The organism is Rhodococcus sp. SJ-3, from assembly GCF_051918125.1.
Taxonomy (GTDB): Bacteria; Actinomycetota; Actinomycetes; order Mycobacteriales; family Mycobacteriaceae; genus Rhodococcus.
The window spans coordinates 5,651,765-5,667,981 of record NZ_CM123306.1; the positions used below are offsets into that span (position 1 = coordinate 5,651,765).

A 16,217-nucleotide genomic window follows, 5' to 3' on the forward strand; every position below is an offset into this window, starting at 1 on the left:
ACAGACAGACTGGGACATGTGCTGCCCCCTCCGCGATCACAAGAGAGCAGCCGACCCGACCCCGGGGTGGCACGAGAGGGCCTGCTCGCCTCGGAAGATGCCCGGGTCGTCGGTGGCCGGCCGGATCGCGGCTGTGCAAGTACCGGCGACCCAGCTCAGTTGCGCGTGTAGGCCGTCGTCCAACTGTTCGAGGACATCCCGCAGCTCTCTCGGGCCGCGGGAGCTGACCGCGCGCCCTGTCCCGTCGCTCATACGCGGACGGCAGCGAGTCGATATGCGCCAGACCCTCGTTGCCCGTCGACACTCGTCGCGCGCTTCCGGTGCCCTTTGCCGTTGTCGGCGAACGCAGGACGAATCGGACGAGGATTCGTCCCGCACTTACGGCGTCGTGGGCGAACACGAACGACGGCGGGCGCCGCACCCGTCGTGGGTGCGGCGCCCGCCGTTGTCGGCTCAGGAAGAGATCAGTGCTTCTCGGGGCCCAGGTGGTACTCGAACACCAGGCCTGCGGACGCTCCGATGACCAGCACGACCGCGACCACGATCAGCCAGCCCTGGAAGAACGCCAGGGAGATCGCAGCGAACGCAGCGGCAGCGGCCAACAGGATCGGCCAGTAGCTACCGGCGCTGAAGAAGCCCAGGTCGCCTGCACCGTCGCTGATCTCCGCATCCTCGAAGTCCTCGGGACGCGTGTCGAGACGACGAGCGACGAATCGGAAGTAGGTTCCGATGATGAGCGTCAGCCCTGCGGACAGCACGAGCGCGGTGAGACCTGCCCACTCGATGCCCTTGTCCGACAACCCAGTGAAGGTGCCGTACACGATGGCGACGAGCACGAAGAACACCGTGACGAGTTCGAAGATCTTGGCTTCGAGATTCATTTCAGCACTTGTCCTTGTCGATGAGAGGTGTCACTCGCCCGCAGCGACGCTCGCCGAGCGGTCCGTGCGGTCGGTCTTGAACGGGTGGGTCGTGATCGCGACAGGCGACTCTCCGATTGCTTCGAGCGCCTGGGCGTTGGTCAGACCTTCGCCACCATCCTCGACCGGCTTACGCAACTCGATGTAGTCCGCGAACTTCTCCGGGGACACCGCGCGCACCTCGAAGTTCATCATCGCGTGGTAGGTACCACACATCTCGGCGCAGCGACCGACGAATGCACCCTCTCGTTCGATCTCGGAGATCTGGAACACCGGGTCGGAGTTGTTGTTCAGCGGATTGGGGTTCACATCGCGCTTGAACAGGAACTCGGGAACCCAGAACGCATGGATGACATCGGAGGAGGCGAGGTTGAACTCGATCCGGTTGCCGGTCGGGAGCACCAGAACAGGGATTTCCTCGGTGGTGCCGACAGTCTCGATCTTGTCGTAGTTCAGGTACGACAGATCCGTGACGCCAGCGCCGTGGATGGGACCCGGTTCCGCGTCGTGGCCGGCCTCGGCCGGATCGAACGGCTCGGATGCCGTGGCTTCTTCGGCTTCGTAATCCGTACCGTCGTAGACGGAGCCACCCATGTCGACAGTGCGGTAACCGAACTTCCAGTTCCACTGGAACCCGGTGACGTCAACAACGACATTGGGATTCTCTTCCTTCTCCAGCACGTAGTTCTGGACCACGACCGTGAAGTAGAAGAGGACACAGACCGCCACGAAGGGCGCTGCGGTGTAGAGCAGTTCGAGCGGGACGTTGTAGGCCGTCTGCCGCGGGAACTCCGGCGAGTTCTTCTTCTTCCGATGGAAGAAGATCGTCCAGAACATCAGGGCCCACATGAGAATGCCCATGACGAGGGCGGCGAGAACCGACCACGTCCACAACTCGCGCATACGCTCGGCCTGGGGAGTAACACCCTCCGGCCAGCCGAAACGAAGAACTTCTTCGCTCGAGCACCCCGTCAACACCAAGGCTGCAATGCCGAGTGATGCTGCGAGCCCGAACCGCCGAAGGATCCGACCTTGCGCCACGTTCACGCCTTCCTGATCGCCGCAATTCCGTTAGGGCACACCCGAAGGGCAGACCCAATTACTACGCAGCGTAGACCAAAGGCGACCGCAATCCATCCTCGGGGCACGAAGATCGTGTCGCGTCGGATGGGCAGGCCGGATGCAGTCGCGGGTGACGACGTGTTTTGCGCGATCCCGATGATGAACCCGACCGGCGATCTGCGGCATACTCCACAGTGACCAACGTCGGATCCCGATTCAGAGTTCCCGCGTCCATGCGTGAAGTGAACGTCATGGGATCGACCCCATCCCGATTGGAATCGAGGTACCGAACTCCGTGTGCGGATTGCTCGGGTTTCTGACCAACGACGGCACCAGCGATGACGCCGTCTCGCGCGTAGGCGACGCACTGCACTGCCTGCGTCACCGCGGACCGGACGAACACGGCACCTGGCACGACGCCGACCTCGTCCTCGGCTTCAATCGGCTGTCGATCATCGACATCGCCCATTCACACCAGCCACTGCGGTGGGGCCCCCCGGAGCAGCCCGATCGGTACGCGCTGACTTTCAACGGCGAGATCTACAACTACCTCGAGCTGCGCAAGGAACTGTCCGAGGAGCACGGTGCGAAGTTCGCAACCGAGGGTGACAGCGAAACGATCGTCGCGGCATACCACTATTGGGGCGCCGACGCGGTACGCCGCCTGCGGGGCATGTTCGGGTTCGCGATCTGGGATACCGAGACCCGCGAACTTTTCCTCGCACGCGACCCGTTCGGCATCAAACCTCTCTTCCTTGCAACGGGCCCGGCAGGCACCGCGTTCGGCAGTGAGAAGAAGAGCCTGCTCGAACTCGCCGACATCATCGGTATCGACACCGAACTCGACGAGCGCGCGATCGAGCACTACACGGTGTTGCAGTACGTGCCGGAACCCGAGACCCTGCACCGCCGCATCACGCGTCTCGAATCCGGCTCGTACGCCCGCGTGCGACCGGGTTCCGAGCCGCAGACGACCCGCTACTTCTCCCCGACCTTCCCGGTACGCCCGTTCGCGGTCGGACGCGAGAAGGACCGCTATCGCGAGATAGCCGAAGTCCTCGAAGACTCGGTCGCCAAGCACATGCGCGCTGACGTGACGGTCGGCTCGTTCCTCTCCGGCGGAATCGACTCGACGGCCATCGCAGCCCTGGCCAAGCGACACAACCCGAACCTGATCACGTTCACCGCGGGTTTCGAGCGCGAGGGATACTCCGAGGTGGACGTCGCGGCGGAATCCGCGGAGGCCATCGGGGCCCGGCACATCGTTCGTGTCGTCTCTCCCGCCGAGTTCGCCGCGGCGATCCCCGAGATCGTCTGGTACCTGGACGACCCCGTCGCGGACCCCGCCCTGGTGCCCTTGTGGTTCATCGCGCGGGAAGCCCGCAAGCACGTGAAGGTGGTGCTCTCGGGCGAGGGCGCCGACGAGCTGTTCGGCGGCTACACCATCTACCGCGAGCCGCTGTCTCTGAAGCCGTTCGAGTATCTGCCATCGCCGCTGCGTCGCGCCGCGGGGAAACTGTCCGACCGTATCCCCGAGGGGACTCGCGGCAAGAGCCTGCTCAACCGGGGTTCGATGACCCTCGAGGAGCGGTACTACGGCAATGCACGCAGCTTCAACGACGCGCAGCTGCGCTCGGTTCTGCGTGAGTTCCGTCCGGAGTGGACGCACCAGGACGTGACTGCTCCGATCTACGCCCAGTCTGCCGGGTGGGACCCGGTCGCGCGGATGCAGCACCTGGATCTGTTCACCTGGCTGCGCGGCGACATCCTCGTCAAGGCCGACAAGATGACGATGGCGAACTCGCTGGAATTGCGGGTTCCGTTCCTCGACTCCGAGGTGTTCCGGGTCGCGTCTCAGGTGCCGCTCGATCAGAAGATCACAACGGGGCGAGCGAAGCGACGCGGGATTTCAGAGCACACGACGAAGTACGCGCTACGACAAGCTCTCGAAGGCATCGTCCCGCCGCACGTGCTTCATCGGGCCAAGCTCGGCTTCCCGGTTCCGATGCGCCACTGGCTCGCAGGCACGGAGCTGTTCGACTGGGCTCACGAGGTGATCACCGAATCCCAGACCGAGCACATCCTGGACAAGGCCGCGATCACCAAGATGCTGCACGCGCATCGCGAAGGCCCCATCGATCACAGTCGGCGGTTGTGGACGCTGCTGGTCTTCATGATCTGGCACGGAATCTTCGTGGAGAAGCGGATCGTGCCGCAGATCCAGGAACCGACCTATCCGGTCGAACTCTAGGCCTCACGGACGTCCCCGACGCCGATGGCGTCCCTCCGCGTGGAGGGACGCCATCGTGTTCATCGGTTCATACGGTGAGCACTCCCTCAGAGGATCGCGGCGATCTCGTCGGCCGCCGTGGAGCCGTACGCATCGGCGAGGCGCTTCAGCGCGTCGGCCCGGTCGAAGACCCATTCCTGGGTACCGGTGGTTTCGAGAACGTGCACGGCGACAAGCGACCCGAGCTGTGCCGCACGCTCGACACCGAGCCCGGCACGGTGGCCGAGGAGGAAGCCTGCACGGAATGCGTCACCGACACCGGTGGGGTCGACCTTGGCACGCTCAGGCACCACACCGACCTCGACCCAGTTCCCGTCGGCGTCGACGATACGAGCCCCATCGCCGCCGAGAGTGGTGACGCGCATTCCGACCTTGGCGCGGATCTCGTCGTCCGTCAGCCCGGTCTTCTGCTTGAGCAGACCCCACTCGTATTCGTTCGTGAACAGGTACTCGGCGCCGTCGATGAGCGCCTCTGCCTGCTTGCCATCGAGCCGCGCGAGCTGCTGCGACGGGTCGGCGACGAACGGAACGCCGAGCCGGCGGCACTCCTCGGTGTGGCGGATCATCGCGTCCGGGTCGTTCGCGCCGATCAGCACGAGATCGACGCCGTGCTTCTCGACGACATCAGCGAGGGAGATCTCACGCGCTTCGGACATGGCACCCGGGTAGAACGAGGCGATCTGCGCCATGTCCTCGTCTGTGGTGCACACGAATCGGGCCGTGTGTGCCGTCGCCGACGTGTGGACCGCATCACAGTTGACCCCGTGCTGCTCGAGCCAGCCCCGATACTCGGCGAAATCGGCACCGACGGCGCCCACCAGCACCGGCGCTCCGCCGAGGACGCCCATGGCGAAAGCGATGTTGCCTCCCACACCACCGCGACGAACGACAAGGTCGTCGACGAGAAAACTCAGCGAGATGTGCGCGAGTTGATCCGCGAGCAGCTGCTCCGCGAATCGTCCGGGGAACCGCATGAGGTGGTCGGTGGCGATGGAGCCGGTGACGGCAATGGTCACGTGGAAGAGCCTTTCCGCGTTGTCGAAAATCTGGGAGTGGAGATTCGATACGGCCCATCGAGCAGCGGCCGCAGCGTTCCCACGGTACCCGGCGGATACGTCAGGACCCCGGCACGGTCGCGTGCCGGGGTCCTGACGGTCGAGCTCAGTTGAACGAATCGCCGCAGGCGCAGGATCCGGTGGCTTGCGGATTGTCGATCGTGAAGCCCTGCTTCTCGATCGTGTCGACGAAGTCGATGGACGCACCCTCGACATAGGGGGCGCTCATCCGGTCGACGGCCAGAGCAACGCCGCCGAAGTCGACGGTGAGGTCGCCGTCGAGAGACCGATCGTCGAAGAACAACTGGTAACGAAGGCCGGCGCAACCACCCGGCTGCACAGCGATGCGCAGCGCGAGATCGTCGCGACCCTCCTGGTCGAGAAGAGCCTTCGCCTTCGCGGAGGCAGCCTCGGTCATGATGACGCCGTGAGCGGCGGTCTCTTGCTGGACAGTCATGGGCGCTCCCTGTCGTTCGAATTCAACCCGGATGTGTCAACGGTACCGCGCGGGAATCTATTCCTCATGCAGGAGTTGCTCACATTCGGTGCGTCTCGACCGTGCTCCGATGGGCGGCGTTCCGGTTCTCGCGAGTAGCCATATAGCCTGGAAGGGTGAAGTTGCTACGCCGTGGTGGTTCCGACGACTCCGACAAGCCTGAGGTGTCCGTACCCGCGACGCCCGCCGAAGCGGACGCGCCGCAGGCAGCGTCCCCGAAGGTGACCGAAGGGTCATCGAAGGTCACCGAAGGCAAGGGGCGCCCGACTCCCAAACGACGCGATGCCGAAGGCAAGCGTCGCGGTCCGGTGGCTCCGGCACCCCTTACGGCCAAGGAGGCACGCGCGCGACGCAAGGCAGCGCGGAAGTCCAAATCGAAGGGCGAGCGTAAAGCGGAGTCCGCGCAGCGGCGTGCCGACGCATCCGAGCGTCGGAATCGAATGCTGGCCGGTGAGGAGAAGTTCCTTCTACCGCGTGACCGCGGTCCGGTACGCGCCTACGTCCGCGACATCGTCGACAGCCGGCGCAATCTCGTCGGTCTGTTCATGCCCCTCGCACTGGTGCTCATCATGACCATGTTCCTGGGTCCGGTCATCCAGCAGTACGTCACCCTCGCAATGTTCGTGATGATGCTGCTGATGGTCATCGAAGGCATCTACCTCGGCCGGATGGTCAACAAGAAGTCCCGAGCGCGATTCCCGGATTCCACCGACGGTGGATTCGGCCTGGGTTGGTACGCGTTCGTGCGCGCATCGCAGATCCGGAAGTTGCGGGCGCCACTCCCCCGGGTCAAGCCCGGCGACGCGATCTGACCGGACCCCCGGCTCTGTCAATGGTCACAGGACTGCCGGTGATCACGGGCATGGCAGCGGTGCGGCGCGACGCGCGACTGCAGCACGGCAGGCAGGACTTCGGCCGCGAGATCGGCGTCACCGTCACCCGACGCACGAGACCGCGGCCGTGTCGCATCAGCAGGACGGAAGTAGTTGTAGCGCAGCGACGCTCGGGTTATCCAGCGCGGAGCTGCAATGTGCACGCGCCGGGCGATTTCGAGGCCGCCTGAAAGTACCGTCATCACGACCGCTATCAGGACCAATTCCACCATGGTTCGATCCTTCGCACCCGCACCGCGCATCGACAGTGGCAGAAACGACATTTTGCGTCGTTTTTCTGCCATTTCCACAGTTGATAGCGTCTAGCCGGTGAAGACCCACGTGAGAGGTGACCTGTGAGCAGCGGTTCCACACCAGTGCCGGACAAGACGACGGGACCGGACAAGACGACGGGGCCGGACGAGACGGCCGATTCCGTCGACATCGACTTTCCCGCGATCGTCGCCCCCGACCGCGAAACCTACCTGCAGGCAGAGGCACGGCACCGTGATCTCACCAAACCGGCCGGATCACTCGGCCGGCTCGAGGAATTCGGCTGCTGGGTGTCCTCGTGCCAGGGCGAGGTCCCGCCCCATCAGTTCCGGCAGCCACGAGTGGTGGTCTTCGCCGGTGACCACGGAGTCGCACGTACCGGGGTCTCGGCGTATCCGCCCGAGGTGACTGCACAGATGGTCGCAAATCTCTTCGCAGGCGGCGCCGCGGTGAACGTGCTGGCCGCCAATGCCGGCGCACACGTCCGGGTGGTGGATATCGCGGTGGATTGCGACACGTCCCCCGAGGTTTCCGCCTACAAGATCCGGAGGTCGAGCGGCTGCATCGACCGCGAGGATGCAATGACCCACGAAGAGACGATGCGCGCGATCGCTGCGGGTCGCGCGATCGCCGATCGTGAAGTGGACGAAGGCGCGGATCTCTTGATCGCCGGCGACATGGGTATCGGCAACACCACTCCGGCGACCGTCTTGATCGCCACACTGACCTCCACCGAACCGGTCGCAGCGGTGGGACGTGGAACCGGAATCGACGATGCCGGGTGGATGCGCAAGGTCTCCGCCATCCGAGACGCGATGCGGCGGGCACGGCCCTTCGTGAAGAATCCGATCGCGCTGCTCCGTACCGCAGGCGGTGCTGATCTCGCGGCCATGGCCGGGTACCTCGCACAGGCGGCGGTACGCCGCACGCCCGTTGTCCTCGACGGCGTGGTCGTCACCGCGGCAGCGATGGTCGCAGAAGAACTCGCACCCGGTGCGCGCCGCTGGTGGGTTGCGGGACATCGATCGTCGGAACCTTCGCACAGCGTCGCGCTCCGTCATCTCCGACTCGAGCCCATCGTCGAGTTCGACATGAGACTCGGCGAAGGATCCGGCGCCGTCACCGCGCTGCCCATCCTGCGGGGTGCTGTCTCCGTCCTCGCGAACATGGCGACCTTCGCCGAAGCAGGCGTGACAACCCGTGACGCCGTCGCCTCCCCCGCCGAACCTGCAGACAGCTGATGCGCCGTGTACTCGGCGGTGTCGCCCTGGCACTGTCGTGGCTGACAGTCGCACCCGTAAAGGGTCCGCACGAAGTCGATCGGGCAGTTGCGGGTCGAGCGATCGGTGCGGCGCCGGTCGCAGGGGTGTTCCTCGGCGCTGCGACAACGGCGGTGGCGTGGGTGGCCTCCACTGCTGGGGCGAGCGAGGGGATAGTCGGATTCGTCTGTATCGGATTCCTGGCCGTCGCGACCCGGGGCATGCACATCGACGGCCTTGCCGACACCGCGGACGGCCTGGGTTGTTACGGCTCTCCCGAACGCGCCCGGGAGGTGATGAAGTCCGGCGGCGCAGGACCGTTCGGTGTGACTGCGTTGATCGTCGTGCTCGCCCTGCAAGCCGTGGCGATCGGCATCCTCGCCGAGGCAGACTCGTGGGCAGCGATCGGGTTCGCCGTCGCGTTCGGCCGCGTGGCGGTCGTGCCCGCGTGTAGACGAGGACTCCATGCCGCCGAGGGCAGCCGATTCGGTGCGCTCGTCGCCGATACCCAGGGGCCGGTGGCGATCGGAGCGTGGAGCCTCATCGCGATGGCCGCTTCGGTCGTGTGCATGCCGGGGTCACTGTGGCTCGGCCCGGTGACAGTAGGCGTGGCGCTGGCGCTCGCGTGGTGGTTCGTGAAGCACTGCGCTACCCGATTCGGCGGCCTGAACGGGGATGTTCTCGGTGCGACGACCGAAGGATGCGTGGCTCTGCTCGCGGTCGTCGCCGCATGCACCGTCTGATTTCGTCATGGGAAGGGGCGTGCCCGTCTTCGGCGGGCACGCCCCTTCCCATGTCTGACTCATGTGTCTGACTCATGCGCGCAGGGTGGTCATCCAGCCGTGTGTATCGGCAAACGTGCCGCGCTGGATTCCGGTCAGCGTGTCGCGCAACGCCATCGTGATCGGTCCGGGCTCTCCACCGGAGATGCTGAACTCACCGTCGCGGTCCTTGACGCTGCCGACCGGTGTGATCACGGCAGCCGTACCGCACGCGAACACCTCGGTGATTTCGCCGGAGGCCGCCTTCTCGCGCCATTCCTCGGTACTGATGCGCTGTTCCTCGACCGACAGGCCCGAATCGATCGCAAGCGTGAGCAACGAATCGCGGGTGATACCCGGAAGTAGCGACCCCGACAACTCCGGGGTGACCAGGCGCGCGTCCGGGCCCGACCCGTACACGAAGTACAGGTTCATGCCGCCCATCTCTTCGACGTACTTCCGTTCGATGGCGTCGAGCCAGACGACCTGATCGCAACCCTGCTCTGCGGCATGCGCCTGCGCGACCAGCGAGGCCGCGTAATTTCCCCCGAACTTGGCGGCTCCTGTACCGCCCGGTGCTGCGCGAACGTACTCACGCGAGAGCCACACGCTCACCGGTTTGACACCGCGCGGGAAGTACGCGCCTGCGGGCGACGCGATGAGCAGGTACTTGTACTCGGCTGCCGGACGAACCCCGAGTGCCGGCTCGGTCGCGAACATATATGGGCGAAGGTACAGCGACGCTTCACCTCCGGCCTCGGGGACCCATTCATGATCGACGTCGAGCAGTTCGGTGATCGACCGGGCGAACAGTTCCTCGGGCAGGTGTGGCATCGCGATGCGGTCGGCCGACCGATTGAACCGGGCAGCGTTGGCATCGAGGCGGAACGATGCGATGCTGCCGTCACTCTGCCGGTACGCCTTGAGCCCCTCGAAAATCGACTGGCCATAGTGCAGCACCATGGCGGCGGGATCCAGCGAAATGGCCCCGTAGGGCTCCACCTTCGCGTCGTGCCAGCCGGTGCCCTCGGTATAGGTGATCGAGACCATGTGGTCGGTGAAGTACCGGCCGAAACCGGGATCGGCCAGGATCTCCTGGCGCCGCTCCGCGGAAGTCGGTGAGGGATGCGGGACGCGCGCGAATTCGAGGACACCTGTCATGAAGGACAATGTTAACCAATCGCCTCCGACGCCTACTTGGTGTGGTCCTCGACGAACGGCGGCGAGACCACCTCGGCACGGAGCGCACGACCACGCACGTCGACGCTCACCTCGTCGCCTGCCGCCAACTCGGTGCCCGTGTCGAGCAAGGCAAGTGCGATTCCGATCTTGAGGGTCGGCGAGAACGTTCCCGAGGTGGTCTCACCCACTGCCACACCGTCCTTCAGGACCGTCTGGCCTTGCCGGAGCACTCCGCGATCGAGTGCCTTGATACCCCACAGGCGGCGTTTCGGACCCGCCTCCTTCTCTTCGAGCAACGCTTCGCGACCCCAGAATTCCGGCTTCTTCCAGCCGACGGCCCAGCCGGTGCGGGCCTGCACCGGCGAGATCGCAAGCGACAGTTCGTGGCCGTGCAGGGGGTACCCCATCTCGGTTCGCAGGGTGTCGCGGGCACCGAGGCCGGCGACCTGCCCTCCAGCGGCCTTCACCGCGGTTTCCAGCGCACGGAACAAGGCCTCGGCGCCATCCCACACCGGCAGGACCTCGAATCCGCGCTCACCGGTGTACCCGCTGCGGCACACGCGCACGGCTGTGCCGTTCCACTCCGCATCGAGGAACCCCATGTATGAGATGTCCGTGGGCAGTCCGAGTTCGGTCAGGATATCGGCGGACTGCGGTCCCTGTACCGCCAGGACCGCGTAGTCGCGATGCTGATCGGTGACGGTGATTCCGTCCGGTGCTTTCGCGGCGAGCTCCGCGACGACCGCTGCGGTATTCGCGGCGTTCGGCACGAGGAAGAGCTCCTCGTCCGAGACGTAGTAGACGATGAGATCGTCGACGACACCGCCGGATTCGGTGCAGCACAAGGTGTACTGCGCCTTGCCCGGCCCGATCTTCGTCAGGTCGTTGGTCAGAGCCGAGTTCACGAACTCTGCGGCTCCGGCCCCCTCGATCGACACCTTGCCGAGATGGCTGACGTCGAACAGGCCTACGCTCTCGCGGACCGCGGTGTGCTCGGCCACTGTGCCCGCGTAGGAGACAGGCATTTCCCAACCGCCGAACGGCGCGAACGTCGCGCCGAGTTCGACGTGAACGGCGTGGATGGGTCCCCGCTGCAATTCCTGGTCGCTCATGTCACATGAGGCTAGTCGACCTGCTGCACGACGGGTTCCGTCCGGCCACACCGGCGGCATTCCTACGCGATCACTAGCATCGTTCGGGACCACCGTGTCTGTCATCCCCGTCTGCCTAGGAGTTGCCCTGTGAGTGCACCGACCCCGGAGTTGCCCGAACTCGTTCTCGCCGGCTCGGTATCGAAGCGAGCCGACGTACTCGTCGTCGGACTCACCTCGTCCGACGGAAACCCCGAGGTCCTTCTCGGTGACGGCGTGATCGACGAAGACGTGCTCGGGAGCATTCTCGACGCAGTGCAGGCCGTCGGAGCCACCGGCCGCGCCGAGGAGATCACCCGCGTACCTGCGCCCGCCGGGCTCGCTGTGGCGAGTGTCGTGGCTGTCGGGCTCGGCGCCGCCGACGGCATCGACGCCGAGCAGGTGCGCCGCGCGGCGGGTGCCGCATCCCGTGCACTGGCCGGTGTGACCACGGTGGCCACCACTCTGTCGGCCGTCGACCTCGGTGCCGCCGCAGAGGGCTTTGCTCTCGGCGCGTACACCTACACCGAGTTCCGCTCCGAGAAGTCGGCGCCGGGCGCCGACAAGAAGCCGCCCACCCGAATCGAGCTGCTCGTCACCTCCACCCGTGACCGTGCCGCCAAGGCAGCGCTGGCGCGGTCCACAGCGATCGCGGAAGCCGTCGCGACAGCTCGCGAGTTCGTCAACACTCCGCCCAGCCACCTGTATCCGGCGTCGTTCGCCGAGCGCGCGAAGGCTCTGGGCGAGGCAGCGGGACTGAAGGTCGAGGTGCTCGACGAGAAGGCTCTCGAGAAGAAGGGCTTCGGCGGCATCGTGGGAGTCGGCAAGGGGTCGTCGCGGCCCCCGAGGCTCGTCCGCCTCTCGTACTCCTCCAAGAAGCGCGCGGCTCCGAAGATCGCGCTCGTCGGCAAAGGCGTCACGTTCGACACAGGCGGCATCTCGATCAAGCCGGCCGCCGGCATGGAAGCGATGACTTCGGACATGGCAGGCGCCGCAGCCGTCGTCGCGACCGTGGTACTCGCCGCGAAGCTGGGGGTTGCCGCCGACGTTACCGCCACAGTGCCGATGGCCGAGAACATGCCGTCCTCGACCGCGCAGCGCCCCGGGGATGTCCTGACCCAGTACGGCGGCACCACCGTCGAGGTGATCAACACCGATGCCGAGGGGCGTCTGATTCTCGCCGACGCCATCGTGCGCGCGTGCGAAGACGAACCCGACTACCTGATCGACACCGCGACACTGACCGGGGCGCAGATGGTGGCGCTCGGCACACGCACTCCCGGAGTCATGGGCACCGAGGAGTTCCGCGACCGGGTCGCTGCGCTGTCACAGGAGGTCGGTGAGAACGGCTGGGCGATGCCGCTGCCGCAGTACATGCGCTCGGATCTCGAGTCGCGAGTCGCCGACCTCGCCAACGTGAGCCCGAATCGCTGGGGCGGCATGCTCACCGCAGGGCTGTTCCTGAAGGAGTTCGTCTCCGAAGGCGTCCAGTGGGTGCACATCGATGTGGCCGGCCCCGCGTTCAACACCGGCGGCCCGTTCGGCTACGTCGGCAAGGGTGGTACCGGTGTGCCGGTACGCACGATGCTCGCGGTGATCGAGGACGTCGCAGAACAAGGATGACGACCGCCGCCCATCACCGTCGTGAGTTCGACGCGGCCGTGCCCTCCGAACGGGGAGGGACGGCCGCGTGGGGCCGCACACATCGCGAAAGCGCTGTGAGCAGTTCCGCCCCTCGTCGAACATGAGACAGCGGCGAGTGCAAGGATGGTTCCGGGCATGCCTCCTCCGGTATCGGCCCACGAGAACACCTGAAGCAACCGCACGAGTCCCCGGCCTCGAGCACAATGGAGCGCGACCACACAATGGTCGACCCCCACGAGTCGGTACAACTCAACACACCCGAACACAACCGTCGAGGAGTCAACAGACATGGCCTTCTCCGTCCAGATGCCAGCGCTTGGTGAGAGCGTCACCGAGGGAACTGTCACGCGATGGCTCAAGCAGGAAGGAGACACGGTCGAAGTCGATGAGCCGCTGCTCGAAGTCTCCACGGACAAGGTCGACACCGAGATCCCGTCCCCCGCTGCCGGCGTGCTGATCAAGATCGTCGCTCAGGAAGACGACACGGTCGAGATCGGCGGCGAGCTCGCACAGATCGGCGAAGCCGGTGAGTCCGGGGGCAGCGCTCCAGCTCCCGCTGCCGAGGAACCTGCCGAGGCCGCGCCCGCCGAAGAGGCCGCTCCCGCCGCCGAGGCCCCCGCCCCGTCGAGCAGCAACGGCTCGGGCACCCCCGTCACCATGCCCGCACTCGGCGAATCCGTCACCGAAGGCACCGTCACCCGCTGGCTCAAGGCCATCGGCGACGAAGTCGCCGTCGACGAACCCCTCCTCGAGGTCTCCACCGACAAGGTCGACACCGAGATCCCGTCCCCCGTCGCCGGAATCCTCACCGAGATCTCCGCGCAGGAAGACGACACCGTCGAGGTCGGCGGCCAACTCGCTGTCATCGGCTCCGAGGCCCCCGCGCAGGAGACCGCAGCAGCACCGGCCGCCCCGGCCCCCGCAGCCGAGAAGCCCGCCGAGGCCGCGCCCGCCGAAGAGGCCGCTCCCGCCGCCGAGGCCCCCGCCCCGTCGAGCAGCAACGGCTCGGGCACCCCCGTCACCATGCCCGCACTCGGCGAATCCGTCACCGAAGGCACCGTCACCCGCTGGCTCAAGGCCATCGGCGACGAAGTCGCCGTCGACGAACCCCTCCTCGAGGTCTCCACCGACAAGGTCGACACCGAGATCCCGTCCCCCGTCGCCGGAATCCTCACCGAGATCTCCGCGCAGGAAGACGACACCGTCGAGGTCGGCGGCCAACTCGCTGTCATCGGCTCCGAGGCCCCCGCGCAGCAGACCGCAGCAGCACCGGCCGCCCCGGCCCCCGCAGCCGAGAAGCCCGCAGCCGAGAAGCCTGCTGCCACGCCCTCCGAGGAAGCAGCACCCGCACCGGCGGCGACGCCTGCACCGAAGGCTGCTCCTCCCGCCGAGGCACCGAAGGCCGAGCAGACTGCTGCGCCGTCGGGTGAGTCAACGCCGTACGTCACTCCTCTCGTGCGCAAGCTCGCCTCACAGCACAATGTCGACCTGGCGAAGGTGAAGGGCACCGGCGTCGGCGGACGAATCCGTAAGCAGGATGTGCTCGCAGCCGCCGAGTCCGAGAAGGCGCCCGCTCCTGCGGCAAAGCCCGCGGCCGCAGCATCCTCCGGAGTTGCTCCGGGTGTGCGTCCCGAGCTCGCGAAGCTGCGTGGAACCACGCAGAAGGCCAATCGCATCCGCCAGATCACTGCGACGAAGACCCGCGAGTCACTGCAGTCCACCGCACAGCTCACGCAGACCTTCGAGGTCGACGTCACCCGGATCGCGCAGCTGCGCGCCCAGGCGAAGAAGGCGTTCGCTGAGCGCGAGGGCGTCAATCTGACATACCTGCCGTTCTTCGCGAAGGCCGTTGTCGAAGCGCTGCGGCTGCACCCGAACATCAACGCGTCGTACGACGAGGCGAACAAGCAGATCACTTACCACGCGGCCGAGCACCTCGGTATCGCAGTGGACACCGAGCAGGGCCTGCTCTCCCCGGTGATCCACAACGCAGGCGACATGTCGATGGGTGCTCTCGCCCGCGCGATCGCGGATATCGCCGATCGTTCGCGCAACGGTGGGCTCAAGCCCGACGAACTCTCCGGTGGCACGTTCACGATCACGAATATCGGTAGCCAGGGCGCCTTGTTCGACACGCCCATCCTGGTTCCGCCGCAGGCGGCCATGCTCGGTACGGGTGCGATCGTCAAGCGTCCGGTTGTCGTCGAGGACGAGACCGGCAACGAGTCGATCGGTGTACGGTCGATGTGCTATCTGCCGCTCACGTACGACCACCGGCTGGTCGACGGCGCCGATGCGGGACGTTTCCTCAAGACGATCAAGCACCGTCTCGAGGAGGGCGCGTTCGAGGCCGATCTCGGACTGTGAACCGGTAGCACTGTGAACCGGTAGTGCAGCGGTAGCTACAGGACCGGCGTGACCGGGCGCGGGGGTGTCGTCTTTCGGCGGCACCCCCGCGTCGTTCGCTGTGTCGAGGCGTAGTGTCGGCACCTATGAGCAAGGCCACATCTTCGGCACGACTCGAGTCCACCCCGGTCGTTGTTGCTCGGCTGGGATCGATCGGCTACCTCGAAGCATGGGAGCGTCAGCGCGAGCTCGCTGCCGACCGTGCAGACGGCATCGGTTCGGACACGTTGCTACTCCTCGAGCACCCACCCGTGTACACCGCGGGGAGGCGGACCGAGGATTCCGACCGTCCCTCCGACGGCACTCCGGTCATCGACGTCGACCGCGGCGGGAAGATCACCTGGCACGGACCCGGTCAGCTGGTCGGTTACCCGATCGTCCGGCTCGCCGAGCCGATCGACGTTGTCGGCTATGTCCGGCGGATCGAGCAGGCACTGATCACGGTGTGCACCGACATGGGCCTGGTGTGTGGACGCGTCGAGGGGCGTTCCGGTGTGTGGCTGCCCGCCGAACTGCGCGACGGGCGGTGGCTCGCCGAACGAAAGGTCGCGGCTATCGGCATCCGGGTGCAACGCGGTGTCGCGATGCACGGGTTCGCCCTCAATTGCGATTCGGCGCTCGACGCCTTCGACTCGATCGTCCCGTGCGGCATCCGCGACGCCGGAGTTACCTCTCTCACCTGCGAGCTGGGCCGCGATGTGACAGTCCACGAGGTCGTTCCGGCAGTGACCGACGCTGTCGTCGCCGCGCTCGACGGCCAGCTTCCGGTCACCGAGTGCACTATCCAGCGGGTCACTTTCGAGCAGGCCGTATCGGCTACTGCACCGAATCGGACGACACCGGAGTTCACTACTCACCGGTTCTGAC

General features: G+C 66.1%; 15 protein-coding genes. 7 read left to right on the top strand and 8 right to left on the bottom strand.

All coding sequences use genetic code 11. The features are described from left to right. Positions 1-36 precede the first annotated feature (36 nt). From ACTDXD_RS26255 to ctaC, 3 genes are all read right to left on the bottom strand, one after another. The gene (locus ACTDXD_RS26255; RefSeq protein WP_440125066.1) at positions 37-252 is read right to left on the bottom strand and encodes a hypothetical protein; all 216 of its coding nucleotides are present in this window, start codon (positions 250-252) and stop codon (positions 37-39) included. A 212-nt stretch (positions 253-464) separates the two neighbouring features. Then, positions 465-881 carry a cytochrome c oxidase subunit 4 gene (locus ACTDXD_RS26260; RefSeq protein ID WP_169686355.1) on the bottom strand — a complete coding sequence of 139 codons (417 nt, stop codon included), beginning with the start codon at positions 879-881 and terminating at the stop codon, positions 465-467. Between the two features lie 30 nt (positions 882-911). Beyond that, positions 912-1,967: an aa3-type cytochrome oxidase subunit II gene (gene ctaC, locus ACTDXD_RS26265; RefSeq protein WP_440125067.1), complete on the bottom strand. Its 1,056-nt coding sequence runs from the start codon at positions 1,965-1,967 to the stop codon at positions 912-914. Positions 1,968-2,277: 310 nt separating this feature from the next. Between ctaC and asnB the strand changes: the two genes are divergently transcribed. Continuing rightward, positions 2,278-4,233, top strand: coding sequence for an asparagine synthase (glutamine-hydrolyzing) (asnB, locus tag ACTDXD_RS26270; protein WP_440125068.1), 1,956 nt, complete (start codon positions 2,278-2,280; stop codon positions 4,231-4,233). Positions 4,234-4,319: 86 nt separating this feature from the next. On the opposite strand, the gene ACTDXD_RS26275 is transcribed toward asnB, so the two are convergent. Both ACTDXD_RS26275 and ACTDXD_RS26280 read right to left on the bottom strand, forming a co-directional pair. Next, on the bottom strand, positions 4,320-5,288 hold the full coding sequence (locus tag ACTDXD_RS26275) for a carbohydrate kinase family protein (RefSeq protein WP_440125069.1): 969 nt from the start codon (positions 5,286-5,288) through the stop codon (positions 4,320-4,322). Between the two features lie 145 nt (positions 5,289-5,433). Continuing rightward, positions 5,434-5,784, bottom strand: coding sequence for a HesB/IscA family protein (locus tag ACTDXD_RS26280; protein WP_169686347.1), 351 nt, complete (start codon positions 5,782-5,784; stop codon positions 5,434-5,436). A gap of 155 nt (positions 5,785-5,939) precedes the next feature. Between ACTDXD_RS26280 and ACTDXD_RS26285 the strand changes: the two genes are divergently transcribed. Continuing rightward, complete coding sequence (locus ACTDXD_RS26285; RefSeq protein WP_440125070.1) at positions 5,940-6,635, top strand: DUF3043 domain-containing protein; 696 nt, start codon at positions 5,940-5,942, stop codon at positions 6,633-6,635. Between the two features lie 17 nt (positions 6,636-6,652). Here the strand turns inward: ACTDXD_RS26285 and ACTDXD_RS26290 are convergent, their stop codons facing one another. Next, positions 6,653-6,928, bottom strand: a complete 276-nt coding sequence (locus tag ACTDXD_RS26290; RefSeq protein ID WP_440125071.1) for a hypothetical protein — start codon at positions 6,926-6,928, stop codon at positions 6,653-6,655. Between the two features lie 210 nt (positions 6,929-7,138). Between ACTDXD_RS26290 and cobT the strand changes: the two genes are divergently transcribed. Together cobT and ACTDXD_RS26300 are read left to right on the top strand one after the other, a co-directional pair. Further along, positions 7,139-8,209 (top strand): nicotinate-nucleotide--dimethylbenzimidazole phosphoribosyltransferase, encoded by a 1,071-nt coding sequence (gene cobT / locus ACTDXD_RS26295; protein WP_440127811.1) that lies wholly within the window; start codon positions 7,139-7,141, stop codon positions 8,207-8,209. Then, a complete protein-coding gene (locus ACTDXD_RS26300; RefSeq protein ID WP_440125072.1) occupies positions 8,209-8,970 on the top strand; it encodes an adenosylcobinamide-GDP ribazoletransferase in 762 nt (253 codons plus the stop codon). The genes cobT and ACTDXD_RS26300 overlap by 1 nt, the downstream gene beginning before the upstream one ends. 72 nt (positions 8,971-9,042) lie before the next feature. On the opposite strand, the gene ACTDXD_RS26305 is transcribed toward ACTDXD_RS26300, so the two are convergent. Next, positions 9,043-10,149, bottom strand: a complete 1,107-nt coding sequence (locus tag ACTDXD_RS26305) for a branched-chain amino acid aminotransferase (RefSeq protein ID WP_440125073.1) — start codon at positions 10,147-10,149, stop codon at positions 9,043-9,045. Positions 10,150-10,181: 32 nt separating this feature from the next. Then, positions 10,182-11,282 (bottom strand): glycine cleavage system aminomethyltransferase GcvT, encoded by a 1,101-nt coding sequence (gene gcvT / locus ACTDXD_RS26310; RefSeq protein WP_440125074.1) that lies wholly within the window; start codon positions 11,280-11,282, stop codon positions 10,182-10,184. Between the two features lie 129 nt (positions 11,283-11,411). Here gcvT and ACTDXD_RS26315 point away from each other — a divergent pair, with 129 nt between their 5' ends. The 3 genes from ACTDXD_RS26315 to lipB all read left to right on the top strand — a co-directional run bounded on the left by ACTDXD_RS26315 (position 11,412) and on the right by lipB (position 16,216). Beyond that, the gene (locus ACTDXD_RS26315; protein ID WP_440125075.1) at positions 11,412-12,923 is read left to right on the top strand and encodes a leucyl aminopeptidase; all 1,512 of its coding nucleotides are present in this window, start codon (positions 11,412-11,414) and stop codon (positions 12,921-12,923) included. Positions 12,924-13,232: 309 nt separating this feature from the next. Beyond that, positions 13,233-15,311, top strand: coding sequence for a 2-oxoglutarate dehydrogenase, E2 component, dihydrolipoamide succinyltransferase (sucB, locus tag ACTDXD_RS26320; RefSeq protein WP_440125076.1), 2,079 nt, complete (start codon positions 13,233-13,235; stop codon positions 15,309-15,311). 125 nt (positions 15,312-15,436) lie between these two features. Further along, positions 15,437-16,216, top strand: a complete 780-nt coding sequence (lipB, locus tag ACTDXD_RS26325) for a lipoyl(octanoyl) transferase LipB (RefSeq protein ID WP_440125077.1) — start codon at positions 15,437-15,439, stop codon at positions 16,214-16,216. The last annotated feature ends 1 nt before the right edge of the window (position 16,217 follow it).